This window comes from Nocardioides sp. URHA0020, assembly GCF_000620705.1.
Classification (GTDB): domain Bacteria; phylum Actinomycetota; class Actinomycetes; order Propionibacteriales; family Nocardioidaceae; genus Nocardioides.
On sequence record NZ_KK211166.1, the window covers coordinates 99,644 to 123,232 of the forward strand.

Consider the following 23,589-nt stretch of genomic DNA (forward strand, 5'->3'; position numbering starts at 1 on the left):
GTCGGCGACCGCCGGCGCACGACGAACGGCGGCGGGTGCGGGCGTCTAGGGACCCCCCGGCACGGCGTGCCCGGCCTCGTAGGCGTACATGACCAGCTGCGCCCGGTCGCGACAGTCGAGCTTGGTGAGGAGGTTGCTCACGTGGGTCTTCACCGTGCCGTACCCGAGGTGGAGCTCGGCCGCGATCTCCTGGTTGGACAGGCCGCGCGCCACGGTGAGCAGGACGTCGAGCTCCCGACCGGTGAGGTGGTCCTCGGGTGCCCTCGTGCGCGGCGGGAGCGCGGCGAGCTGCTCGATGAGCCTCCGGGTCACCCGCGGGTGGAGCAGCGCCTCGCCGGCGGCCACGACCTCGATCGCCTCCAGCAGCTGCGCCGGCCGGGTGTCCTTGAGCAGGAAGCCGCTGGCTCCCGATCGCAGCGCCTCGAGGACGACCTCGTCGTCGTCGAACGTGGTGAGCACGATGACCCGGGTGTCGGCGCAGGCGGGGTCGACCAGGATCGTCCGGGTCGCCGACAGGCCGTCGAGGTGCGGCATCCGGACGTCCATGAGCACCACGTCGGGCGCCGTACGCCGGCACAGGGCGATCGCCTCGAGGCCGTCACCGGCCTCGCCGACGACCTCGATGCCGGCCGCGGAGCCGAGGAGGAGCAGGAACCCGGCGCGCACCAGGTCCTGGTCGTCCACGACGGCGACGCGGATCATCGGGAGACCCGTGCCGGCAGGTCGACCCGAACGCGGTAGCCGCTGCCGAGCGGTCCGGCGTCGAGGGCACCGTCGAGCAGCCGGACCCGCTCGCGCAGGCCGAGCAGTCCGTGCCCGGAGCCGGGACCGGGACCCGGTCGCGCCGGGCCCGGGTCGGTCACCTCGATGGCGAGGCCGCTCGCCGTGGCGGTCAGCGTGACGGTCGCCGTACGCGCCGCGGAGTGCTTGACGATGTTGGTCAGCGACTCCTGGACGATCCGGTAGGCCGCGTGCGAGGCGGCGGCGTCGAGGTCGGGCAGCGGCGCGGGGAGACTCAGCCGGACCTCGAGCCCCGTGGCCCGGACGTCGTCGACCAGACCGGCCAGGTCGCCGAGCCCCTGGGTGGGTGGCCGGGCCCCGTCCTCCGCGGTGTCGCGCAGCATCCCGAGCATCGAGCGGGTCTGCTCCAGGGCCCGGCGGCTGGTCTCGGCGATGACCTCGAGGCTCTGCTCGGCCGCTGCCGCGTCCGTGCGGATCACGTGCGCACCCACCCCGGCCTGCACGGCGATCAGCGACATGCTGTGCGCGACGACGTCGTGCAGCTCGCGAGCGATGCGGAGTCGCTCGTCGGAGACCGCCGCCTCCACCAGCTCACGCTCCTGCTCACGCTGCTGCTCGCGCCGCGAGCGGGCCGCGTCCCCGAGCGCCCAGGCGGCGACGAGCAGGGCCAGCGACTGCAGCAGCACCGAGGTGCCGAGGTCGGGGACGTCGAGCAGGGCCAGGACGACGAACGACACGACGCCCACCCCGAGCCCGATCAGCCCGTCGCGCCGTCCTCCGTGGGCGGAGAGCGAGAACAGGCTGACCAGGAACAGCACCGAGAGCAGCCCGATGTAGTGGTCCGACAGGCTCACCACGAGGCAGCCCGCCAGCATGACGGCGTACGACGGCACCGGACGGCTCCGACGCCAGGCGAGTGCCCCTCCGGCGGCCACCGTCGCCACCACCGCGATGACGTCCGGGTCCTCGAGACGCTGGTCGATGGAGCCCGGGTCGGCCGCCAGCAGCGACGTCAGGGCCAACCCCGCCGCGAGGACGCCGACGGCGGGATCGAGGTAGGGCTCCAGCCGCCGGGAGGCGACCGTCCACCCGCTCCGCCGACCCGCCCGCGGCGCCGTCTGCGCAGTCATGGTCGGGGACTACGCGGCAGCGACCGGTGCCGGCCGCCGCTCCGCCTGCGGCGCCGGTGCGTGCCACACCCGGGCGTAGCGCCACAGCACCACGGCGGTCACGACCACGACGGCCAGCGTCGCGACGCCGGTCTCGCCCGCGACGTACGCGATGTTGGCGCCGCCGGTCGCGACGACCGCCGCCGCCCCCAGGTCGAAGACCGTGTTCACGGTGTTGTGCGCGATCGCGACCGGCCAGACCGACCTCGACCGGTCCCAGATCCAGGCGTAGAAGACGCCACCCGCAGTGATCAGGGCGACCGCGGCGGGGGCCGCCACCCAGCCGGGGACCTCGTTGTCGTACGTCGTGCCGATCAGGATCAACGGCAGGTGGAAGCACCCGTGCACGAAGCCGGTCGCCAGCGCTGCCCGCCTCCGGTCCGGGAGCAGCTGCTGCATCCTCGGCAGCAGGTAGCCACGCCACCCGATCTCCTCGCCGAGGATGAACACGGTGCCCATCGCCAGGCTGATCGGGAGGTTGGTCCACCAGGTCAGGTCTCCGTCGGACGCGTCGACCTGCAGCCGCCCCGCACCGACGGCGACCGCCGTCGCGTAGGCGGCCGCGCACAGCACCATCGGGATCAGCAGGGCGCTCGGCCAGGTGCGCACGGCCGCCCGGTTCAGCCCGAACGACCCCCAGAGCGCTCGGCGGCCTCCGCGGGGCGTGATGGTGAAGGTCAGGATCGCGACGGTGACCGTCGGGACCAGGACGGCCAGCATCATGTTGATGTTCGCGTGTGGCAGTGCCACCACCACCGCGATGCACAGCGCGTAGGCGAGGGCGATGTACGCCGCTACCTCGCGCCTGACTTGCGTGGTCGACTTCGTGGTCGAGCTCGTGATCGGGTTCATGGTCCAACCCTCGCGCCGGCCCGGGCCGCGCACCTCTGGCTGCAGACTCGACCCGCCTCTGTCCCGAGACCCCCGTCCCCGGGGCCGGGTCCGCTCGCGGGCGGTGATCCGCGGACCGGTGCCATCTCCTGCGGCACCCTTGTTGCACGGGGACGACATCCGGACATAGAGGGGCATGGGACAGATGAGACCGGCGTCGGAGGAGCGCTTCCGCTCGCTGTACGCCGCCCACTACGACGACGTCCTGCGCTTCGCGCGGCGGCGCACCGATCCCGCGAGCGCGGACGACGTGGTCGCCGAGACCTTCGTGGTCGCGTGGCGTCGCGCGGACGACGTACCGGACCGCCCGGGCGAGGCGCTGCCGTGGCTCTACGCGGTGGCCCGGCTCTGCCTGCTCAACGCGACGCGCGGCGACAACCGGCAGCGTGCGGTGGCGGTCCGGCTGGCGGCCCGCCCTGCCGAGCCCCGCCGGGAGGAGGCCGACACCGTCGGCGACCGCCTCGAGATGGCGGACGCGTGGCAGCGCCTGACGCCTGGGGAGCAGGAGGTCCTGGCCCTGGCGGTGTGGGAGGACCTCACCTCGCCGCAGGCGGGCAGGGTCCTCGGCATCTCCGCTGCGGCCTACCGGCTCCGTCTCACCCGGGCCCGACGGGCCCTGGCGCGGCACCTCGACCACTCCCTCGCCCTGGCGGCTGCCAGGGCCCTCGCCCCGGAGGTCTCCTCGTGATCGACGACCCGACACTGGACCAGCAGCTGCGCGAGCTCGACGCCGCGCCCCTCGACGACGAGGTCGACCGCGACCGGCAGGACCGGTTGCTCGCGTCGGTCCTGGCCTCCGACCCCGACCTGCCGGTGGTCGTCACCCCGTCCCGCGCACGGCGTCCGGCGAGACGTGTCGCCTGGGGGGCCGCTGCCGCTGTCGTGACGACGGCCGCGGTCGTGCTCCCGCTCACGTCAGGTGGCCAGCCGGCCTTCGCGAGCTGGACCGAGGTGCCCGTGACCGCGTCCGAGCACGACGGCCGAGCGCTGCGCAGCGCGTGCCTCGACCAGGTCGGCGACGCCGTCGGAGGAGACGGTGCCCCGCGGGTCGCGAGCGGGGACCTGCGCACCGGGCTGGTGGACCGGCGCGGCGACTGGGTGTCGGTCCTGCTGACGTGGACCGGACCGGATCGCTACGGGTTCAGCGTGGCCTGTCTCGGGCACCTGCCCCCGGGTTCCACGGAGAAGCCCACGGACGTCACCCACACCGTCGCCGGCGGGGGCGGCTGGCGAGCGCCCGAGGGTCACGAGCTCGTCGAGGGACCGATGTCGGAGCTCAGCGTCGGAGGCGGGATCCTCGGACTCGGCCGCAGCGAGGAGGCCGCGACCACCAACGGTGAGGTGGGGCCCGACGTGGTCGCGGTGACCATCCATGCGGGCCCGACCACCGTCGAGGCATCGGTGGACCACGGGACCTACGCGGCCTGGTGGCCCGGCACGATTGCGGGCCCGACCCCACGTCGCACGGCCGCCGACGACGGCGGCCCCGGCCGGATCCTGCGCTACGACATCACCCTGCGAGACGGCACCCTGCTCCGCGACGTGGCTCCCGTCCACCCCACCCGCTGAGCGGGACCGAGCGTCGGTCTCCGGAGCGGTGGTCTAGACCGATCGGGATCTCCACCCATCCGCTGGAGCGACGGCGTCGAAGACGAGGCATGGAGCTGTCCCTTCGGCGCGCCCTCGACGAGGTCCAGCAGGCGCCGTTCGTGGTGGACGTGCTGCGCAGCGGGGATCGTCTCGCGGCCGCCGCTGCCGGCGAGGGGGGACCGGAGTCGGTGCGGCTGCTGGCTGCCGCGATCCAGGAGCCGGACGAGCTGAGCGCGGTGGCGGCCGTCCACGCCCTGGCCCGGGTGTTCGACGACGGGGCCGACGCCGTCCTGGCCGACCTGCTGTCGCACCCGCGGCCCTTCCTGCGCGAGCACGCGAGCTGGGCGCTCAAGGTGCGACTCCCCCGCCTCGACGCGATCGGCAGGCTGGTCGGGGTCGTCGTGGGTGGCGGGTTCTCCGGCGTCCTCGCCCAGCGCACGCTCGCGCGGTGGGCCGCAGCCGCGCCGGAGCAGGTCGCGCTCGCCATCGAGGGCGCGCTGGCCGGGTCAGCCGGTCCCGACGTCCGCAGCAGGCTGGTCGAGACGCTCGGACTGGTGCCGGGTCCCCTCGCCGGCCGGGCGCTGCTCGAGCTCGCCGTGGACCCCGGCGAGCACCTGACCGTCCGGTTGACCGCGGTCGCCGCCCTCGGTGACCGTCCGGCCGACGCCGCCACGGTGGCGATGGTCCGGCACCTCAGCACGGCCGCCGGCGACCTGGGCACCGTCGCCCGGCTCGCCGCCATCGACCTCGGCGTCGACCTCGGCATGGACCCCGGCATGGACTCCGTCGAGCGCGGCAGCGCGAGCCACGGTCTGACCGTGGCGCAGCTCTTCCTGCACGCCGACATCGACCACGACCTCAGCCGCGCCGGTGCCGGTGACAACGGCGGCGTCGCCACCCTGCTGGTCCGGTTGGGTGCCGCACTGGCGACCGAGCCCGGCGTCGGGCGGGTCCTGACCCTCTCCCGCGGCACCGCCCGCGCCGCCCTGGAGGCGCTCACCCCTGGCGAGGGACACCTGCTGACCCCGGTGCCGCTGCTGACCGAGGCCGCCTCCGCCGCGCAGGCGTGGCCGTCGCGGGTCGCGGCCGAGCGCGGGATCCGCCGCGTGCTGCGGGCCCACCACGCCGACGTGCTGCACCTGCGGATGGCCGAGGTGGGCAGCCTGGCCGCGGCGAAGGTGGCTCGCGAGCTGGGCATCCCGGTGGTCTTTACCCTCGCGCCCGACCCGCACGCCGTCATCCACGCCTTGGACATGACCGGCGCCCTGCACCGGGGCAACTTCGGCAGCGAGGACGAGCGGGAGCACTACTGGTTCCGCGCCCGCCTGGTGCAGCGACTGGCCGCGGACTCCGCACACATCGTCCTCTTCCCCCGCCCGCAGCTGCAGGACGACATGCGCGAGCTGCTCGGTCTCGACGTGACGGGCGAGCCGAGCCGGTTCACCGTGGTGCCGGAAGGTGTCGACCTCGGAGTCACCGCCGCGGCCGCCGCCGAGCTCGAGCGGCCCGGGCCGCCGAGCCCCGCGCTGGCCGAGCTCGACGCGCTCGTCGCCACGCTGCCCGAGCACCGCCGAGGACTGCCGCTGGCGATCAGCGTGGGGCGCCTGCACCGGGTCAAGGGGATGGCGACCCTGGTCGAGGCGTGGGCCGGTGACCCTGGGCTGGCCGAGCGGTGCAACCTGCTGATCGTCGGCGGCGACCTCGCCGACCCCTCGCCCGACGAACGCCAGCAGCTCGACCTGATCGACGAGGTGCTGACGCAGCACCCCACGGCCGCTGCGGGCCTGCTGATGCCGGGTCATCGCCCCAACGACGTGGTGGCGGCCTGGCTGGCGGCCGCGCGGGTGGGCAGGACGGGTGGCAACGGCCCCGCCGGGGTGTACGTGTGCAGCAGTCTCAAGGAGGAGTTCGGCCTGGCGCTGGTGGAGGCCCTGGCCTCCGGCCTGGTGGTGGTGGCCCCGGCAGCCGGCGGACCGGCGACCTACGTCGAGGACGGGGTGACCGGCGTCCTCGTCGACACCCGCCGCCCCGACGAGGTGGCCCGAGGGATGCGGGTCGCGTTCGACCTCGCGGCCGCGCCGGACCAGGAGGAGCGGATCAACCGGGCCACGGAACGGGTCAGGGCCGACTTCACGGTGCAGACCATGGCCACCCGGCTGAGCGCGATCTATGCCGGTGCCGCGCGGACGGCCGGTCGCTGGTGACACGGTTGCGCGCATGACCCTGTTGGTGATCAGTCCGGACTACGCCTCGCACCTGCTGCCGCTGGCCACGATCGCGACGGCCTGGCAGGACGCCGGCGAGCGGGTGGTGGTGGCCACCGGTCCGGCGACCGCTGGGATCGTGGCCGGGTTCGGCTTCGACCGGGCCGAGCTGGTGCTGGGACGCGGTTCGAACCCCGGGGTCATCCGGGCGGAGCAGCAGCCACCCGGCGAGGACGCGGCACTGCGTGGCTTCTTCGCCGCCACCCGGCACGGCATGGTCGCGACGCTGCGCTACCAGGCCGAGGCACGGCGCACCGACCTGCTGTGGGACCCGGTGGAGCGGGCGCGGGCCGTCCTGGACATCGTCGACCAGGTCCGGCCCGACCAGGTGGTCGTCGACCACCTGGCGTTCAGCGCCCGCCTCGGGCTGGCCGTCGGCGGCGTCCCGTACGCCGACGTCGTGCTCGGCCACCCGTCCGCGCTGCCGGTCGGCGACGAGGTGTACGGCTACCCACCCGCCTGGCCGGCCGCCTTCACCCCGCCCGCGTCCGACCTCGCCGACCTGCACCGGCTCTGCCGCGACGTCCGCGATGCGTTCACCGCCGAGTGGAACGCCGCCCTGCGCGTGCTGGCACCCGGGGCCACGCCGTCGGTGGACGCGTTCGCCGAGCACGGCGACCTGCTGATGTTGAACTACCCGGCTGCTCTGCACGACCCGGCCCGTACGGCGTTGCTGCCACCGCACGCGTTCCTCGGCTCCGCCGTGCGGGCCGAGCCGGCCGACGACGAGGTCCGGAGCTGGCTCGAGGCCGACGACCGGCCGGTGGTCTACGTCAGCTTCGGCAGCTTCCTCTCGGCGCGCGGTGACGTGCTCGCCACGGTGCTGGAGGCGCTGCGCCCGCTCGGCCTGCGGGTCGCGGTCGCGACCGGCTCCGCCACCGGCCTGCCGGACGTGCCGCCGGACTGGCTGCTGCGCCCCTACCTGCCGCAGGTCGCGCTGCTGCCGCGGGCGGCGGTGCTGGTCACCCACGGCGGCAACAACAGCGTCACGGAGGCGCTGACCGCAGGGGTCCCGATGGTGGTGCTGCCGTTCTCCACCGACCAGTTCGCAGGGGCGGCGGCGATCGAGGCCGCCGGGCTGGGCGCCGCGCTCGACCCGAACACGGTGACGGCCGACGACCTGGGTGCCGCCCTGCGCGCCGTCCTCGACGGACCCGCCCCGCAGCGGGCCCGGGAGATCGGCGCGGGACTGGGTCGGGAGCCGGGCCGCGACGTCGCCCGCGCGGCGCTGCTCGGCTGAGCACCGGCGGGCACGCGCGGCAACAGCACGAGAGCCGCCCCGACGGTGTCGGGGCGGCTCTCGTTCAAGAGGGCTGGCTCTCGGTGGGTGACCCACCGGGACCGGCGGTGCTGCGAGGAGTCCGCCTACATCCTGCGGAGACCTCGGGGTGGAGCTGGCGGGAATCGAACCCGCGTCCTCGAGCGTCGAACCAGGTCTTCTCCGGGTGCAGTCCGTGATGTCGCTTTTCTCGGCCTCGGGGCTCGCACGGACACGTCCCCGACAGGCTCAGTCACGGAATAGTCCCGCTCACCCTCCGCGACACGGAGTGAGCAGCAAGTCTCCTAGATGACGCCAGGACCCGGGACGGAGACAGGTGCCCGGACTGACGCTTCGATCACTGCTCAGGCAGCGAGAGCGAAGGAACTGCGATTGGAGTTGGCAGTTATAGGTTTCCAACGATCGTTTACGAGATGACGTTGGCTTCTCGACCCGCTTCCCCTGGGACTAACGTCCCAAGTCGAAACCAATCAGCCCCTCTTGAGTTGTGCCACCAGTCTACGGGGCAAGCGTCTGCGAGGCACATCAGTTGACCACCCGGACCAGGATCCAGTTGCGCGGGTTGCCGCCCATGGAGGTCCGCGTCAGCGCGTAGACCCCGCGCAGGCGCTCGCCGGACAGCTCGACCTTGAGGTGCCCGGCCTCGATGGCGGACCGTACGTCGACCGGCTCGCCGGCGCGCTCGGTCAGGTTGTCGTAGGTGCCGTGGTCCCACCGGGTCTTCGTGGCGGACTCGTAGGTGGCGTGCTCGAGGGCGTGGTCGTCGACGTGCACGGCCAGGCGCTTCTCGTTGACCACGAGCGAGGGTCCCTTCGGCACCGCCCACGAGGCCAGCACGCCGTCCACCTCGAGCCGCAGGTCGTGGTGCAGCGTGGAGGCCTGGTGCAGCTGGACGACGAAGATCACTCGACCGGCACCGGTGCGTCGCGACCGAGGCCGAACAGGGCGTGCCCGTTGCGCCAGCACACCGACCGCAGCCAGTCGTCGCCGAGGTCGAGGCGGGCCAGGCCCTCGAGCTGGTGCACGTAGGGGTAGGGGATCGTCGGGAAGTCGGTGCCGAGCAGCACCCGGTCCTGCAGGTCGCGCAGGCGGGCCGTGAGCTCGGCCGGATAGCTGGTCTCCCAGAAGTCGGTGAACACCATGGTGGTGTCGAGGTGCACGCGCTCGTAGCGGTCGGCGAGGTCGCAGAAGGCCAGGTAGTCCGGGGCGCCCAGGTGGGCGACGATCGCGGTCAGCCGCGGGTGCCGGGCCAGCACCCGGGCCAGCGGCTCCGGTCCGGTGAAGTCGTTGCCGACCGGAGCGCCGCCGGCGTGGATCACCACCGGCGTCCCGGCGTCGGCGAGGGTGCCCCAGACCGGGTCGAGCAGCGGGTCGTCGAGGCGGAACTCACCCACCTGCACGTGCACCTTGAAGATCTCGGCGCCCTGGGCGACCAGCGCCTCGACGTACGCCGCTGCCTCGGGCTCGGGGTAGAGGGTGGCCGACCAGAGCGACTCGGGGACGTCGCCGGCGAACACGCGCGCCCAGTCGTTGAGGTACGTCGCGATGCCGGGCCGGTGGGCGTAGGGCAGCGACGAGAACCGGCGTACGCCGCAGCGGCGCAGCAGGTCGACCCGCTCGTCGACGGACTGCCGGTAGCGGATCGGCCACGGACGGCCGATCTTCGGACCCGCCTCGTCGAACTGCGCCCACACCCGGCGCTCGATGTTGGCGGGCAGGAAGTGCGTGTGCACGTCGAAGAGCCCGGGCAGCCCGAGGGGCTGCCAGAACATCCGGACGGCCCCGGCATCGGACGCGACCGGCCGGGGGTCCGGATCAGTCACGGATGCCCTTCGCCCGTCGACCGATGGCCTGCTCGGTCTCCCGGGTGGCCTGCCGCTCGGCGAGCGCCGCGCGCTTGTCCCACGACTTCTTGCCCTTCGCGAGCGCGATCTCGACCTTCGCGCGACCGTCGAGGAAGTAGAGGGAGAGCGGGATGACGGTCAGGCCCTTCTCGTTGACCCGACGCTCGATCTTGTCGATCTCGACGCGGTTGAGCAGCAGCTTGCGCTTGCGACGGGCCGCGTGGTTGGTCCAGGTGCCCTGCGTGTACTCGGGGATGTGGACCCCGTGCAGCCAGGCCTCGTGGCCGTCGATGTCGACGAACCCGTCGACGAGCGACGCGCGTCCCTGGCGCAGCGACTTCACCTCGGTGCCCATCAGGACGAGCCCCGCCTCGTAGGTGTCCTCGATGAGGTAGTCGTGTCGCGCCTTCTTGTTCTGCGCGATCAGCTTGCGCCCGGTCTCCTTGGCCATCCCACCATCTTCTCAGGTGACGGAAGTGGTGTGAGGACGGGACGCCGTCCGCCCGCGACCGCCGTCAGAGCCACTTCATCGGGTCGACGGCGTTGCCGTTGACCAGGATGGTGAAGTGGAGGTGGCAGCCGGTGGACCAGCCGGTCGATCCGACGTACCCGACGACCTCGCCCTGCCGCACCCGCTCGCCGACGCCGACGCGGTAGCCGGTGGCGTGGTTGTAGACGGCGGTGACGTTCTTGCCGTTGATGTTGCCGAGCGACACGTAGAGCCGGTTGCCGTAGACGTCGGACCAGTACTTCGCGATCACCCGCCCGCCGGCGACGGCCTTCATGCCCTCGCCGCAGGAGACGCCGAAGTCGGTGCCGTCGTGCAGGCCCCAGTAGCCGTAGATCGGGTGGATCCGAAAGCCGTACGACGACGTCACCGGTCCGGGCACCGGGCGCATGAGGAGCCCGTTGGTGGACCCGCGGTAGCCGCCGCGGGCGCGTCGCGCCTCGGCGAGGATCTGCTTGCGGACCTTCTGCTCGCGCTGCTTGGCGACCTGCAGGTCGTGCAGGTCGTGCTTGCGCGCGGCCCAGGCGGCCGACTTCGCGCGGGCGCTGCTGACGACGAGCGTGCGCACCTTCGCGAGCGCCGTGCCGGAGGCCTTGCGCAGGCGCTGCATGGTCACCAGGTGCTCGGCCGCGGAGCGGCGCTCGACCTCGACGGCGTCGCGGGCGTCCTGGACCTGTCCCTCGCGCACCTTGAGGAGCACCTCGGCGGCGTGCAGGTCGTCGTAGGCGTAGGCCTCGCGGCCGACGACGGCGGCGTTGTAGGCCTCCTGACGGGTCAGGTCGGTGGTGCTGCGCGACTTGAGGAGGCTCGAGAACGCCACCAGGCCGGGGTCGCCCTGCTCGTAGATGTCGGTGATCGTGTCGGTCAGCGAGAGCCGCTGGGCCTCCAGGGCCGCCTGTCCGTCGACCAGGTCCTGCTGCGCGGTGGCGAGCCGCTTCTCCGCGGTGTCGAGCCGCTTCTGCATCGCGTCGTCGCGCAGCTGCGCGGCGTGCAGCTTGGCGTTGGCGGCGCGCAGGTCGGCCTGGGCCGCCGCGAGCTCGGCGCGCGCCCGGTCGAGGGCGGCTGCGGTGCGGCGCACCTGCGAGCTGGACTCGTCGAGGTCCTGCTTGGCGTGCTGGATCTGTCGCTTGGCCTGGTGCTGGCGGTCCTTGAGGGCCTTGCCGTCCTCGGCCATGGCGATGGGTACGGCGAGCGCACCGAGCGCCAGGCAGCTCACGGCCGTGGCCGCTACCAGGCGACGGCGTGCGGTACGGGGGAAGAAACGCACCGGTCTGCCTTCACGTGTTCGGGGAAGTGAACGGCTCGACCGTAACCCGGGTAGTTCAGACTTTGAGGGATTTGCGGCTCACCAGGAGTGTCGGCACCAGCGTGAGGATCGGCGCGAGGATCGCGACCCGGATCAGGGCGTACCAGAGGTTGGACCAGTCGATCCACGGAATGAAGCCCACCGACTCGCGCAGCCGCTCCTCGACCCCGAAGTACATCGCCGCGGTCAGCGTGCCGCCGACCAGGACGACCGAGATCGCGGCGGTCACCAGCGCCTCGAGCAGGAACGGCAGCCGGATGTAGAGGCTGGAGGCGCCGACCAGCCGCATGATGCCGATCTCGCGGCGGCGGGCGAAGACCGCCAGCCGGATCGTGTTGGCCACCAGCAGCAGGGCCGCCACGACGAGGACGAGGGCCACGGCGGCCGCACCGACCTGCATCAGCCGCATGCTCTTGAGGATCGGCCCGACCACCTCGCGCTGGTCGCGCACGCTGCTGACGCCGTCGAGCCCGATGATCGCGCTGGTGATGCCCTGGTACTCGTCGGGGTCCTTCAGCGTGATCCAGACCGACTCGGGCATGTCGTCGGCGGTCGCGGCCGGGTTGGCTCCCTCGAACTTCTCCGGCCCGAGGAGCTCCTTGACCTTCTCGAAGGCCTCCTCCTTGGACTCGAAGCGCAGGTCGGCGACCTCGGGGTTGTCCTTGATCGCGGTGGCGATCGCGGCCTTCTGCGCCTCGGTGACCCCGTTGGCGCAGGCCGGGTTGTCGTCACGCTCCTTGCAGAGGAACGCCGTGATCTGGAGCTCCGAGCCCCACTGGTCCCGGGCCTTGCCGGACTGCTGGCTCATCAGGAGGCCGAAGCCGACCAGGGTCAGGGAGACGAAGAGGGTCAGGATCACCGCGATGTGCATCGACAGGTTGCGGCGGAGGCTCTGCCGGAGCTCGGAGAAGACGTAGCGCAGCTGCATGGGAGGTGAAGACTCTTTTCGATCAGGAAGGTCGCGGGCAGGTCAGTGCTGGCGACTCAGTGCTGGAACCCGTAGGCGCCCTGCGCCTGGTCACGGACCACGCGCCCGGTGTCGAGCTCGATGACGCGCTTGCGCATCTGGTCGACGATGCCGGCGTCGTGCGTGGCCATGATCACGGTCGTGCCGGTCCGGTTGATGCGGTCGAGCAGCTTCATGATGCCGACCGAGGTGGTCGGGTCGAGGTTGCCGGTGGGCTCGTCGGCGATCAGGATCTGGGGCCGGTTGACGAACGCCCGCGCGATCGCGACCCGCTGCTGCTCGCCACCGGAGAGCTCGTCGGGCAGCCGGTCGCCCTTGCCCTCCAGGCCGACCATCTCCAGCGTCTCGGGCACGACCCGCTTGATCTCGGCGCGCGACTTGCCGATGACCTGGAGCGCGAACGCGACGTTCTCGTCGACGGTCTTGTTGTTGAGCAGGCGGAAGTCCTGGAACACGGTGCCGATCTGGCGCCGCAGCCGCGGCACCTTCCAGCCGGCGAGCCGGTTGATCTCCTTGCCGGCGACGTACACACGGCCGCCGGTCGGGCGCACCTCGCGCAGCGCGAGCTTGAGGAACGTCGACTTGCCGGAGCCCGAGGTGCCGACGAGGAAGACGAACTCGCCCTTCTCGACATCCACCGAAACGGTGTCGAGCGCAGCGCTCGCCTGGCCTGGGTAGGCCTTGGAGACCTTCTCGAATCGGATCACGGGAATCGAGCCTAACCGCCGTTCCTGAGCGTCCTCGGCGCGAGGCCCTGCCGGGCGCGTCGCCCTCGGGGGGCGTGGCCTAGGTTGGCGGTCGTGTTCGTCGTACGCCGTGCTGCCGCCGCCCTCGCCGCCGGGGCGCTCGGCCTGGCGCTGAGCGGGTCGCTGGCGGGCTGCACCAGCGACGAGGACGCCCCCACGGCCGCGCCGACCCCCACCAGCACGCCGCTCGCCGACTACGCGACGGACACGGTCGTCATCGCCCGCGGCGAGTTCTGCGCGCGGGTGGCCCCGCGGGCCGTGACCGAGGCGCTGGGGGCCGAGGCGGCGACCACCGCCAGCTGGGCCAACGGCGACCGGGCCAGGCTCGCCGCCGGGGTGCGCGACGTCGCCCACGAGTACGGCTGTTCCTGGACCGCCGCCGACGGCACCGTCGCGCGCGCCTGGGTCTTCGCGCCGCCGGTCTCGGCCGACCGCGCCGACGCGCTCGTGCGGGACACCGGTCGGGGCAGGCGCTGCGAGAGGCTCACCGACGCGCCGGCGTACGGCGCACCGTCGGTCGCGGTCTCCTGCACGACCAAGCGCGGCGGGCGGACCACGGTGCAGGGCCTCTTCGGCGATGCCTGGCTCTCGTGCTCGCTCCAGGTGCCCGGCTCGCCCCCGGACATCGACCGGACCGGCCGGTGGTGCGTCGCGGTCGCCGAGGCAGCCAGCGCCTGAACCGCGCACGACCCGGGCACTTGGTCGATTACCCCACGCCAGGCGACGCCGGGCCACCAGAATGCCGACGTGACCCACCGTCTCGGGCGATTGCTCGCCCTCCTGCTCATCGCCGTCTCGATGCCCGCGCTGGCCACCACGCGGGCCACCGCGGCGGACGGTCGCGCCGGAGACCCACCCCCGGTGCTCGACGTCGGGGTCGCCGGGACGCCGACGATCGACCTGCCGCGCCCGGTGCACGGAGCGGCCGCCGTCCGCACGCTCGGCCCTGACCTTGCGGAGGCCGCCGAGCTCAACGACCTGACCGCCCCCGAGCTGAGCCGGCTGCTGCGCAGCGACCCGACGATGTGGCTGGACACCGACGGACGGCTGTACGCCGTCGACCCGGCACCGAAGGGAGCCACGACGGCGACGGCGACGCCCCCGGTCTCGGCCGCTCCCCGGCCGCTCGAGGAGACCTTCGCGCTGCACAGCCTGCCGGGCTCCCACCACACGATCTTCCTCGACTTCGACGGCACGACCGTGTCCGGCACGGGTTGGAATGCGGGGGCACTGCCCGACGGGAACTACGAGGCCTGGGACCCCAGGGGCGACGGCCCGGGGTTCAGCGCCGACGAGCGGGCGATGGTCCAGGACATCTGGAGCCGGGTCGCGGAGGACTACGCGCCGTTCGACGTCGACGTCACTACCGAGGACCCCGGCGTCGCCGCACTGCTCCGCAGCGGCGCCGGTGACGACGTCTTCGGCACTCGCGCGCTGATCACGGGGAGCGACGCCGCCTGGGCGGCCAACTGCGATCGCGGCTGCGGCGGCGTCGCGTACATCGGCGCGTTCGGCATGGTCGACAACGGCTACTACCAGCCCGCCTGGGTCTTCGGGATGCCCGGCTGGACGGCACCCAACATCGCGGAGGCGGCCTCGCACGAGGTCGGCCACACCCTCGGCCTCCACCACGACGGGACCGGGGCCGTGGGCTACTACGCGGGCCACGCGAACTGGGCACCGATCATGGGCGTCGGCTACGAGAAGCCGGTCACCCAGTTCAGCCCGGGCGACTACGCCGGGGCCAACAACGCGGAGGACGACGTAGCGATCATCGGCTCGAAGGTGGGCGTCCGCGGCGACGACCAGGAGGGCACCTCGATCGCGGACGCGGTGCCGCCGACCGGCCGGGTCGGCTACATCACCGACCGCAACGACCAGGACGTCTACGCCCTCGGCACCTGCACCGGCAACGTCACCGTGCGCGCCGACTCGACCAACAACTCGCCCGACCTCGACCTCCAGCTCACCCTGCTCGACGCGTCAGGCGGCGTGATCGCGACGGCGGACCCGGTCTCGGGGATGGCCGGCGCCAAGACCGCCACGGGGATGGCCGCGACGATCACCACGGACCTGGCCGGTGTCACCTTCGCCCGGATCGACGGCGTCGGCACGGGCTCGGCGTCGACCGGCTACACCGACTACGGCAGCCTCGGCGCCTACACGCTGACCGTCGCCGGCGACTGCGCGCCGTCGTACCCGGCCGGCTCACCGTCGGCACCCGGCTCGGTCGCAGTCACCGGGACGTCCCGGACCGAGATCACGCTCAGCTGGGCGCCCCCGACGAGCGGCCCCGCCCCGACGTCGTACGTCGTGACGGCGGCGGGCGGGCTCCCGACGACGGTCGACGCAGCGACCCGCAGCCACACCTTCACCGGCCTCGCCGGGGGGACGGCCTACGCCTTCACGGTGCGCGCCGCGAACGGGACCGGCGCCGGCCCCGGCGTGGCCAGGTCCGCGACGACGGCGCCGCCCATCGTGCCCGGCACGGTGCGCGACATCCACCTGGTGTGGGACCCGTCGGTCAGCAGGTTCGGCCCGGCCTGGACGCCCCCCGAGGACGACGGCGGCGCCGGCATCAGCGTGTACTACCTGAGCATCCACGCGGCCGGTGTCGGGACGTACACCTGGACGACCGCCGGCTCGGCGGTGAAGGGCAGCGACCTCGCGTCGTACTTCAGCGACCCGGGCACCTACCCCGCGACCCTCGACGCGAAGAACAGCGTCGGTCGGGGCACGAAGGTCGACTTCAACTACGTGGTGCCCCAGCTGCCGAGCGCCCCGACCTCCCTCACGTCGACGTGGAACGACGCGCAGTCCCACGTCGACGTCGACTGGGACGTGCCGACGACCAGCGGCTACGCCGACCTCAGCTACGACGTGTACGTCGACGACGTGCTCAGCACCACCGTCACGAGCACCGACGCCGCCGTGAGCGGGCTTGCCGCGGGCTCGCACACCATCACCGTGAAGGCGCGCAACGTCCTCGGCTCCGGGCCGGCTGCCTCGAGCACGGTCGAGACGCCGGTCCGGACCGTCGCCCCCGGTGCGCCGACCGACCTGGCCGCGACCTGGAACGGCGCGACCTCGGCCGTCGACCTGTCCTGGACCGCGCCCGCCGACGACGGCGGCGCCGCCGTCACGTCGTACCGGATCTACGTCGACGACGAGCTGGTGGACACCGTGGCCGGGACGACCGCGAGCCTGACCGGCCTCTCGTCCGGGAGCCACTCGGTCGGGGTCACGGCCGTCAACGCCATCGGCGAGGGCGACGCCGCGACCATCGACGCAGAGGTGCCCGCGCCGCCGTCCGCGCCGGTCGAGCTGAGCGCGACCTGGGACCAGGCCGAGCACACGGCCACCCTCTCCTGGAGCGCACCCCTCGAGCCAGGGACGGGCGATCTCACCTACCGGGTCCGCGTCGGAGACATCCTCATCGGCGAGGTGGACGGGACGACGGCGATCCTGCAGGGCCTGACCTCCGGCACGTTCGACATCTCGATCACGGCGGTCAACGCCGGCGGCGAGGGCCCGCCGGTCCACGTCGAGATCGTCGTACCCGACCTACCGGGCGCGCCGACGGCGCTCACGGCCGGCTGGGCCGGCGGGACCGGCGTCACCGCCACCTGGGCGGCACCGGTCGACAACGGCGGCGCGGTGGTGACGGCCTACCTGGTCTCCGTCGACGGTGGCGAGCCCGCCTCCGTCGCCGGCACCACCACCAGCCTCACCGACCTCGCCCCCGGCGGCCACACGATCTCCGTCGTCGCCCGCAACGTCGTCGGCGACGGCCCGGCGGCCCAGACCTCGGTCTCGGTCCCGGGGGTGCCCGCGGCACCGACCGCTCTCACCGCGACCTGGTCCGCCGGGACCGGGGCCTCGACGACCTGGGCGGCGCCCGCCGACGACGGTGGCTCCCCGGTGATCGGCTTCCGGGTCTACGTCGACGACGTGCTCGCGACCACGGTCACGACCGGCTCCGCGCACCTCGGCATCCTCGCGCCGGGCAAGCGCACCGTGTCCGTCGCGGCGTACAACGCGGCGGGCCAGAGCGCCCGGGCGACCACGTCCCTCGAGGTGCCGGTCGCGCCGATCGTCACCGTGCCCGGCGCCCCCCGGATCGGCCCGACGAAGCCGGGCGCGAAGGGTGGGCGGCTGACCGCGATCACGACCTGGCGGCCACCCACGACGACCGGCGGCGCAGCGATCGCGGGCTACCGGATCACCGCGACCCGGGTGGCCGGCAAGGGCAAGGCACCCAAGCCGGTGACCGTCGCCGTGTCCTCGCGGATCCGGCGGGCCGAGCTGCGACTCAAGGCCGGGACCTGGGTGGTCAAGGTCCGCGCCCGCAACACCAAGGGCTGGGGTGCCTGGAGCGCGGCGTCCGCGAAGGTCAAGCCTCGCTGACGGGCGACTCCCCGGCGGCCGCGTCGTGGCGCACCGGGCAGCCGGCGACACCCGGCACCGGGAAGGTCCCGAGCCGCTCGACGTCGTAGCCGTGGGGGTAGCTGCGGATCTGCGGCAGGTCCTCGACCAGCTTGGGCTCCCTGCGCGCGGGGAACGCGCGCAGCAGCAGCCCGCGAGCCCTGAGCGCGCCACGTGAGAGGGCGACGACGGCGGCCGGCGGGTCGTCGTACCCGAAGGCCTCGCGCAGCGGCGGATCCATCAGCGACCGGCTGAACAGGCCCATCACCGGCCGGGCGACGCGCGGCTGGAAGCCGACCATCAGCGCCAGCGTGGCGTCGGCGACCCGGCGTCCACCCTCGTCGTACGCGAAGTGCTCGGCCTCGTAGGAGTCCATCAGCTCCTCGAAGCCGGCGTAGGTCTCCGGGACGTCCTTGATGTTCAGGTGCCGGCCCAGGGTCCGGTAGTACTGCACCGACGCCTCGACCTCGTGGGCGCTGAGCGGGCGCTTGCCGAAGTCGTCGAGCCAGCGCTTGGGCACGACGACGAACGTGCTCAGCACGTAGCGGAGCTCGTGGCCGGGGATGTCGTAGGCGCGGTGCATCTGGTTGATCCGCCGGATCGCGGTCCTGGCCTCGGGGTCCTCGAACCCCAGCCGGGTCGGCGGCTCCAGCAGCAGCGCGGTGTCGTCGTACCGCTTCTGGGTCTGCTCGGTGAACTGGCCGGTCTCGTCGAGGAGCCGGCCGATGCCGGGCACGGCGTACGTGCGGAAGAGCGCGAAGCCGAGCGCCTGGTTCATGTCCCACGGGAACTCGTGGCCGACGACGTTGGCGTAGATCTCGACGAAGTCGGTGGCCGGGTCGAGGGCGTCGTTGCGCCGCCTCCAGTGGTCGCGCCTCATGGATGAGCAAACTAGAGCACCCACTCCAGTTCTGTACAGTGCCTCGGGTGCGTACCCCGGTGCAGACCCGCAGCACGTCGTCCTCCGACCGGATGCTCGACGCGACCCTCGAGCTGCTGGCCGTCGGCGGGCTGCAGGCGGTCACGGTGGCCGCGGTCGCCCGACGCGCCGAGACGTCGAACGGGTCGCTCTACCACCGGTTCGGCGGCCGGGCCGGGCTGCTGCGGGCGGCTCAGGACCGCGCGCTGACGGCGATCGAGCAGGAGACGGCGGCCTCCTTCGCCCGCGCCGACGCCGAGCCGGACGACGCCCGGGCGCTGCGACACCTGGCCCGGTCGGCGTTGGAGATCTTCGCCCGGCACCGCGGCGCGATGCGCGCCTTCCTGGTCGAGGGCCAGGGCGACGCCGCCCTCGAGGCGCGCAACGAGCGCAGCTCCCACCTGCTGGCCACGACGGTGACCCGCTGGCTGCGGGACCGCTTCGACGCCTCGCGCCCCGACGCCGAGGCGGCCTGGCGGCTCCTCTTCGCACTCGGCGCCTCGCAGGCGCTCTTCGACGACGCCCGGGTCTCCCCCGGGTCGATCAGCGGCGCCGACTTCGCGGACGCCGTCGCGCGAGCCGTCGGGGCCGTCGTGGCGGGCAGCCGCTAGTTGGCGTCGGCCTTCTCGGAGCCGCGGCGCCAGCGGATGCCGGCCTCGAGGAAGCCGTCGAGGTCGCCGTCGAAGACCGCGGTCGGGTTGCCCTGCTCGTAGCCGGTGCGCAGGTCCTTGACGATCTGGTACGGGTTCAGCACGTAGTTGCGCATCTGGTCGCCCCAGCTCGCCTGCACGTCGCCGCGCAGGCCGTCGAGGTGCGCCTTCTCCTCGGCCTTCTTCAGGGCGAGGAGCTTGGCCTTGAGGACGACCATCGCGCTGGCCTTGTTCTGCAGCTGCGACTTCTCGTTCTGGCAGCTGACGACCGTGCCGGTGGGCAGGTGCGTGAGGCGGACGGCGGAGTCGGTGGTGTTGACGGACTGCCCACCCGGACCGCCGGAGCGGTAGACGTCGACGCGGATCTCCTCGTCGGGGATGTCGATCTCGTCGGTCTGCTCGAGCACCGGCACGACCTCGACCGCGGCGAAGCTGGTCTGGCGGCGGCCCTGGTTGTCGAAGGGGCTGATCCGCACCAGGCGGTGGGTGCCGGCCTCGACGCTCAGCGTGCCGTAGGTGTACGGCGCGTGGATGGCGAAGGTGGCCGACTTGAGGCCGGCCTCCTCGGCGTACGACGTCTCGTAGACCTCGACCGGGTAGCCGTGCTGCTCGGCCCAGCGGGTGTACATCCGCATCAGGGTCTCGGCGAAGTCCGCGGCGTCGACGCCACCGGCGCCGGCGCGGATCGAGACCAGCGCCTCGCGGGCGTCGTACTCGCCGTTGAGCAGGGTGCGGACCTCGAGGCCCTCGACGACCTTCTGCACGCGGCCGAGCTCCAGCTCTGCGTCGGCCAGCGCGGCCTCGTCACCCTCGTCGCGGCCGAGCTCGACCATGATCTCGAGGTCCTCGATGCGTCCCCGGAGCGCGGTCACGCGGTCCAGCTCGCCCTGGAGGGCGGAGAGGCGGCCGGTCACGCGGGTGGCGTTCTCCTGGTCGTCCCACAGGTCGGGTGCGGCGACCTGCTCGCCGAGGTCGGCGATGTCGCGGCGCATCGCGTCGATGTCGAGCACCTGCTCGATGGTGTGCATCGTCGCCTGGAGCTGGCTGATCTTGGTGTCGAAGTCCGGTCCTGCCACAAGGAGCAAGGTTACGGGTCGCAGGCTGAGCGGCCTACTCCGCAGGCCGGTCGGAGATCGGCAGCTCGGCCCAGACCAGCTTGCCCCCGGTCTCGGCGACGTCCATCCCCCACGACGCGGCCAGGGCGCCGACCAGGTGCAGCCCGCGGCCGTGCTCCTCGTCGTCGGTCAGCGGCTGCGGCTCCGGCGTGCCGGTGCCGTCGTCGTTGACCTCGATGCGCAGCGCCGCGTCGCTCGAGGCCAGGCGGACCCGGTAGGACGAGTGCGCGTGGGTGAGCGCGTTGGCGGCGAGCTCGCTCACCACGAGCAGCGCGTCGTCGAGCGGGTCGACGATGCCCCACGCCGCCAGCTGCCGCTTCACGAAGCGTCGGGCGTCGCTGACGCTGCTGAGGTCGTGCGGCAGGTCGATGATCGCCTCGTTGTCCGCCGTCCGTCCGACGGACTCGAGCAGGTCGACGAGGTAGCCGAGGTCGGCGTCCTTGATCACGAATCCGGCCGCGTTGGCGTCGATCCAGGCACGGTCGACGGTCTCGAGGCCGGAGAAGATCACGACCTTGGAGCCGGGCGACATCTCCCGGACGCGCGAGAGGACCTCCTGCCCGGCGATGTCGGGCAGGCCGAGGTCGAGTACGACGACGTCGGGGTGCAGCTCGGCAGCGAGCTGGACGGCTTCGGCTCCGTCCGCCGCCTCACCCACCACCTCGAAGCCGCCCCGGACACGGAGCGAGGTGCGGACGAGCCGGCGCACCTCCACGACGTCATCCACCAGGAGGACGCGGATCGGCACGCCCGCAGCCTAGGCGGTGACCGACCGTTGTGGGCGCCTATCCGCAGCGCGTCTCAGGTCGCGTCGTCGGGAGCGGTCGCACCCGCGCGGGCGAGCCGGACGACGAACGCGCCGGGCACGTCGGCGACCGGGGGCCGGTAGGTGGCGTCACCGCCGTGGGCGCGCGCCAGCTGTCGGACGATGAAGAGCCCCAGGCCGGTCCCGCCGCGGGCCCGGCCGGTGGAGAACCGCTCGAAGAGCCGGTCCCGCATCTCCGGGGGCACGCCGGCTCCGGAGTCCTGCACCGTGACCACCACGTCGGGGCCGTCCTCCCCGGCCGTGACGGTCACCGGACCGGCGCCGTGCACGAGCGCGTTGCCGATGAGGTTGTCGAGGGCCTGCCCCAGTCGTCCGGCGTCACCGACCACCGCCAGGTCGGCGCCGTCGACGTCGGCCTCGATGACCACCCCGGGGTGCGTACGACGAGCCGCGGCGACCGACTCGACGACCACCCGGGCGACGTCGACCCGCTCGTGCCCGAGCTCGAGGCGGCTGGACTGGAGGCGGGAGGCGGTCAGCAGGTCGTCGAGCAGCCGCCGGAGCCGGGTGGCGCTGCTGCCCATGCCGAGCAGCAGCTCCTCACGCTCGACGTCGTCGAGCTCGGGCCAGTGGGCGACCAGCATGTCCGCCGTACCCCCGAGGACGGCGACCGGGGTGCGCAGCTCGTGCGCGGTGACGGCGAGGAAGTGGGTCTGGTCGTCGGCCGCCTGCTGGAGCCGGGCGTTGGCCTCGGTGAGGGCGGCCGCGGTGCGCTCCTGCTCCTCGAGCATCAGCCGACGCTCGGTGATGTCCCGGGTCACCTTCGCGAAGCCCACGTGCCGGCCCTGGGAGTCGTGCACCGCCGTGATGATGACGTTGGCCCAGAAGCGGGTGCCGTCCTTGCGGATCCGCCAGCCCTCCTCCTCGTAGCGACCGTCGCGCAGGGCCAGCTCGAGCTCGTCCTCGGGGTGCCGCGACTCCTGCAGCTCCGTCGGGTAGAAGGTGCGGAAGTGACGGCCGATGATCTCGTCGGCCGCGAAGCCCTTGAGGCGTTGGGCCCCGGCGTTCCAGCTCGCGACCAGCCCCTGGGGCGAGAGCATGAAGATCGCGTAGTCCGAGACGGTCTCGACGAGCAGCCGGAAGCGCTCCTCGCTGGCGCGCAGGGCCTCCTCCTGCTCACGACGACGGGTCACGTCGCGGGTGACCTTGGCGAAGCCGACATGGCGACCGTCGCGGTCACGGACCGCGGTGATCAGCACGGTCGCCCAGAAGCGGCTGCCGTCCTTGCGGATCCGCCAGCCCTCCTCCTCGTAGTGACCGTCGCGCAGCGCCAGCTCGAGCTCGCGCTCGGGGTGGCCGGACTCCCGGACCTCGGGCGGGTAGAAGGTGCTGAAGTGCCGGCCGACGATCTCGTCCTCGGCGTACCCCTTGATCCGTTGCGCTCCGGCGTTCCAGCTCTCGACCAGGCCCTCCGGGGACAGCATCAGGATCGCGTAGTCGTCGACGTTGTCCACGAGGAGACGGAAGCGGACCTCGCTGCGTCGCAGCTCCTCCTCGGCTGCTCGCTGCACGGTGACGTCCTGCACCTGCACGAAGAGGTAGAGGGGTCGGCGGCTGCTGTCGAGGACGGGCGCGAAGGTCGCCACGACCCGACGTCGACCCGTCGCCCCGGTGACCTCGTGCTCGAGCTGGCCGATCTCCTCGGTGCCGGTGAGGATCCCGCGGAGCAGGGTGTCGAGGGCGCCGCGCGAGGCGCCGGCGAAGGCGGCGTACGACGTGCCGACGAGCTCGTCGACCGAGCGGCCCACGATCGCGGCGAGCGACCGGTTGGCCCGGACGATCCGGCCCGCGAGCGTCACCGTCGCCATCCCGATGGCCGCGTCCTCGAAGACCTCCCGGAAGCGCTCGAGGTGCTCGCGCAGCACCCGGCGCTCGCCGTCCTCGGCCTCGGGCGGCGCCGCCGGGCTGACCGGCGGCGGTGACGCCTGCGGGTCGAGCAGCTGCACCAGCTCGGCCGCGAGGGTGTCGAGCGCGGTGGACTTCTCAAGGAAGGCCGAGGCGCCGAGCTCGGCGGCCCGGTGGGCCAGGCCCTCCTCCTGGAAGCCGCTGTACATCACCACGCGGCTCCCGGGCGAGACCTCGAGGATGCGCGGCAGGGCCTCGAGCCCGTCCATCACCGGCATGGAGACGTCGAGCAGCACCAGCGCGGGCTGCAGCTCGCCGGCGACCTCGACCGCCTCGGCGCCGTTGCCGGCCTCGCCGACGACGTCGAGCAGGCCCGACAGGCGGAGCCGGGTGCGGACCAGGGCGCGCACCTCGGCCGCGTCGTCGACCACGACGATCGTCGGTCGCGTCGTCGTCTCCCCGCCCGCGGCCACGGACGGAACCTAACCCACCACGCCGCCCGCT

General features: G+C 73.0%; 20 protein-coding genes and 1 other RNA gene. 7 read left to right on the plus strand and 14 right to left on the minus strand.

Annotated elements, in window-relative coordinates:
* Window positions 1–45: 45 nt before the first annotated feature.
* From N542_RS0104915 to N542_RS26395, 3 genes are read right to left on the minus strand one after another with little or no spacing between them, the layout of a single operon-like run.
* Window positions 46–702, minus strand: coding sequence for a response regulator (locus N542_RS0104915; RefSeq protein ID WP_028642971.1), 657 nt, complete (start codon window positions 700–702; stop codon window positions 46–48).
* Window positions 699–1,871 carry a sensor histidine kinase gene (locus tag N542_RS23445; RefSeq protein WP_051551405.1) on the minus strand — a complete coding sequence of 391 codons (1,173 nt, stop codon included), beginning with the start codon at window positions 1,869–1,871 and terminating at the stop codon, window positions 699–701. The genes N542_RS0104915 and N542_RS23445 overlap by 4 nt, the downstream gene beginning before the upstream one ends.
* A 9-nt stretch (window positions 1,872–1,880) precedes the next feature.
* On the minus strand, window positions 1,881–2,762 hold the full coding sequence (locus N542_RS26395) for a CPBP family intramembrane glutamic endopeptidase (RefSeq protein ID WP_051551406.1): 882 nt from the start codon (window positions 2,760–2,762) through the stop codon (window positions 1,881–1,883).
* 175 nt (window positions 2,763–2,937) lie between these two features.
* Here N542_RS26395 and N542_RS23455 point away from each other — a divergent pair, with 175 nt between their 5' ends.
* The 4 genes from N542_RS23455 (at window position 2,938) to N542_RS0104945 (ending at window position 7,895) form a co-directional block, all read left to right on the plus strand.
* Complete coding sequence (locus tag N542_RS23455) at window positions 2,938–3,489, plus strand: RNA polymerase sigma factor (protein WP_036506494.1); 552 nt, start codon at window positions 2,938–2,940, stop codon at window positions 3,487–3,489.
* The gene (locus tag N542_RS0104935) at window positions 3,486–4,370 is read left to right on the plus strand and encodes a hypothetical protein (RefSeq protein WP_028642972.1); all 885 of its coding nucleotides are present in this window, start codon (window positions 3,486–3,488) and stop codon (window positions 4,368–4,370) included. The genes N542_RS23455 and N542_RS0104935 overlap by 4 nt, the downstream gene beginning before the upstream one ends.
* A gap of 89 nt (window positions 4,371–4,459) precedes the next feature.
* A complete protein-coding gene (locus N542_RS0104940; protein ID WP_197025860.1) occupies window positions 4,460–6,595 on the plus strand; it encodes a glycosyltransferase in 2,136 nt (711 codons plus the stop codon).
* Window positions 6,596–6,608: 13 nt separating this feature from the next.
* A complete protein-coding gene (locus N542_RS0104945) occupies window positions 6,609–7,895 on the plus strand; it encodes a nucleotide disphospho-sugar-binding domain-containing protein (RefSeq protein ID WP_028642974.1) in 1,287 nt (428 codons plus the stop codon).
* A gap of 146 nt (window positions 7,896–8,041) precedes the next feature.
* Here the strand turns inward: N542_RS0104945 and ssrA are convergent.
* The 7 genes from ssrA to ftsE all read right to left on the minus strand — a co-directional run bounded on the left by ssrA (window position 8,042) and on the right by ftsE (window position 13,266).
* Window positions 8,042–8,412: a transfer-messenger RNA gene (ssrA, locus tag N542_RS27045) on the minus strand.
* A 47-nt stretch (window positions 8,413–8,459) separates the two neighbouring features.
* The gene (locus N542_RS23460; protein WP_036506802.1) at window positions 8,460–8,840 is read right to left on the minus strand and encodes a DNA polymerase ligase N-terminal domain-containing protein; all 381 of its coding nucleotides are present in this window, start codon (window positions 8,838–8,840) and stop codon (window positions 8,460–8,462) included.
* Window positions 8,837–9,757 carry an amidohydrolase family protein gene (locus tag N542_RS0104955; RefSeq protein ID WP_028642975.1) on the minus strand — a complete coding sequence of 307 codons (921 nt, stop codon included), beginning with the start codon at window positions 9,755–9,757 and terminating at the stop codon, window positions 8,837–8,839. The genes N542_RS23460 and N542_RS0104955 overlap by 4 nt, the downstream gene beginning before the upstream one ends.
* Window positions 9,750–10,229: an SsrA-binding protein SmpB gene (gene smpB, locus N542_RS0104960; RefSeq protein ID WP_028642976.1), complete on the minus strand. Its 480-nt coding sequence runs from the start codon at window positions 10,227–10,229 to the stop codon at window positions 9,750–9,752. The genes N542_RS0104955 and smpB overlap by 8 nt, the downstream gene beginning before the upstream one ends.
* 64 nt (window positions 10,230–10,293) lie before the next feature.
* Window positions 10,294–11,502, minus strand: coding sequence for a M23 family metallopeptidase (locus N542_RS26400; RefSeq protein ID WP_028642977.1), 1,209 nt, complete (start codon window positions 11,500–11,502; stop codon window positions 10,294–10,296).
* A 106-nt stretch (window positions 11,503–11,608) separates the two neighbouring features.
* A complete protein-coding gene (gene ftsX, locus N542_RS0104970; RefSeq protein ID WP_028642978.1) occupies window positions 11,609–12,520 on the minus strand; it encodes a permease-like cell division protein FtsX in 912 nt (303 codons plus the stop codon).
* A 56-nt stretch (window positions 12,521–12,576) separates the two neighbouring features.
* On the minus strand, window positions 12,577–13,266 hold the full coding sequence (gene ftsE / locus N542_RS0104975; protein WP_028642979.1) for a cell division ATP-binding protein FtsE: 690 nt from the start codon (window positions 13,264–13,266) through the stop codon (window positions 12,577–12,579).
* Window positions 13,267–13,359: 93 nt separating this feature from the next.
* Here ftsE and N542_RS0104980 point away from each other — a divergent pair, with 93 nt between their 5' ends.
* Together N542_RS0104980 and N542_RS26405 are read left to right on the plus strand one after the other, a co-directional pair.
* Window positions 13,360–13,983, plus strand: a complete 624-nt coding sequence (locus N542_RS0104980) for a hypothetical protein (RefSeq protein WP_028642980.1) — start codon at window positions 13,360–13,362, stop codon at window positions 13,981–13,983.
* A gap of 69 nt (window positions 13,984–14,052) precedes the next feature.
* A complete protein-coding gene (locus tag N542_RS26405; RefSeq protein WP_155992855.1) occupies window positions 14,053–17,712 on the plus strand; it encodes a fibronectin type III domain-containing protein in 3,660 nt (1,219 codons plus the stop codon).
* Here the strand turns inward: N542_RS26405 and N542_RS0104990 are convergent.
* The gene (locus tag N542_RS0104990; protein WP_028642981.1) at window positions 17,699–18,610 is read right to left on the minus strand and encodes an oxygenase MpaB family protein; all 912 of its coding nucleotides are present in this window, start codon (window positions 18,608–18,610) and stop codon (window positions 17,699–17,701) included. The two genes, N542_RS26405 and N542_RS0104990, sit on opposite strands and share 14 nt — an antisense overlap.
* A gap of 47 nt (window positions 18,611–18,657) precedes the next feature.
* On the opposite strand from N542_RS0104990, the gene N542_RS23475 reads away from it, so the two are divergent.
* Entirely contained in the window at window positions 18,658–19,260 is a 603-nt protein-coding gene (locus tag N542_RS23475; protein ID WP_197025861.1) for a TetR/AcrR family transcriptional regulator, read from the plus strand.
* Here N542_RS23475 and prfB read toward each other — a convergent pair.
* Genes prfB through N542_RS26415 form a run of 3 tightly spaced genes read right to left on the minus strand, consistent with a single transcriptional unit; the run spans window position 19,257 to window position 23,558 of the window.
* Complete coding sequence (gene prfB, locus N542_RS0105000; RefSeq protein WP_028642982.1) at window positions 19,257–20,375, minus strand: peptide chain release factor 2; 1,119 nt, start codon at window positions 20,373–20,375, stop codon at window positions 19,257–19,259. The genes N542_RS23475 and prfB overlap by 4 nt on opposite strands.
* 34 nt (window positions 20,376–20,409) lie before the next feature.
* Window positions 20,410–21,162 (minus strand): response regulator, encoded by a 753-nt coding sequence (locus tag N542_RS27050; RefSeq protein ID WP_028642983.1) that lies wholly within the window; start codon window positions 21,160–21,162, stop codon window positions 20,410–20,412.
* A gap of 53 nt (window positions 21,163–21,215) precedes the next feature.
* Window positions 21,216–23,558, minus strand: coding sequence for a PAS domain S-box protein (locus N542_RS26415; RefSeq protein WP_051551409.1), 2,343 nt, complete (start codon window positions 23,556–23,558; stop codon window positions 21,216–21,218).
* Window positions 23,559–23,589 lie beyond the last annotated feature (31 nt).

What these genes read in the sequence shown, in the direction of transcription:
- N542_RS0104915 (WP_028642971.1), bottom strand. Translation starts at nt 702, where the DNA reads ATGATCCGCGTCGCCGTCGTGGACGACCAGGACCTGGTGCGCGCCGGG.
- N542_RS23445 (WP_051551405.1), bottom strand. Translation starts at nt 1,871, where the DNA reads ATGACTGCGCAGACGGCGCCGCGGGCGGGTCGGCGGAGCGGGTGGACG.
- N542_RS26395 (WP_051551406.1), bottom strand. Translation starts at nt 2,762, where the DNA reads ATGAACCCGATCACGAGCTCGACCACGAAGTCGACCACGCAAGTCAGG.
- N542_RS23455 (WP_036506494.1), top strand. Translation starts at nt 2,938, where the DNA reads ATGGGACAGATGAGACCGGCGTCGGAGGAGCGCTTCCGCTCGCTGTAC.
- N542_RS0104940 (WP_197025860.1), top strand. Translation starts at nt 4,460, where the DNA reads ATGGAGCTGTCCCTTCGGCGCGCCCTCGACGAGGTCCAGCAGGCGCCG.
- N542_RS0104945 (WP_028642974.1), top strand. Translation starts at nt 6,609, where the DNA reads ATGACCCTGTTGGTGATCAGTCCGGACTACGCCTCGCACCTGCTGCCG.
- smpB (WP_028642976.1), bottom strand. Translation starts at nt 10,229, where the DNA reads ATGGCCAAGGAGACCGGGCGCAAGCTGATCGCGCAGAACAAGAAGGCG.
- ftsX (WP_028642978.1), bottom strand. Translation starts at nt 12,520, where the DNA reads ATGCAGCTGCGCTACGTCTTCTCCGAGCTCCGGCAGAGCCTCCGCCGC.
- N542_RS0104990 (WP_028642981.1), bottom strand. Translation starts at nt 18,610, where the DNA reads ATGAGGCGCGACCACTGGAGGCGGCGCAACGACGCCCTCGACCCGGCC.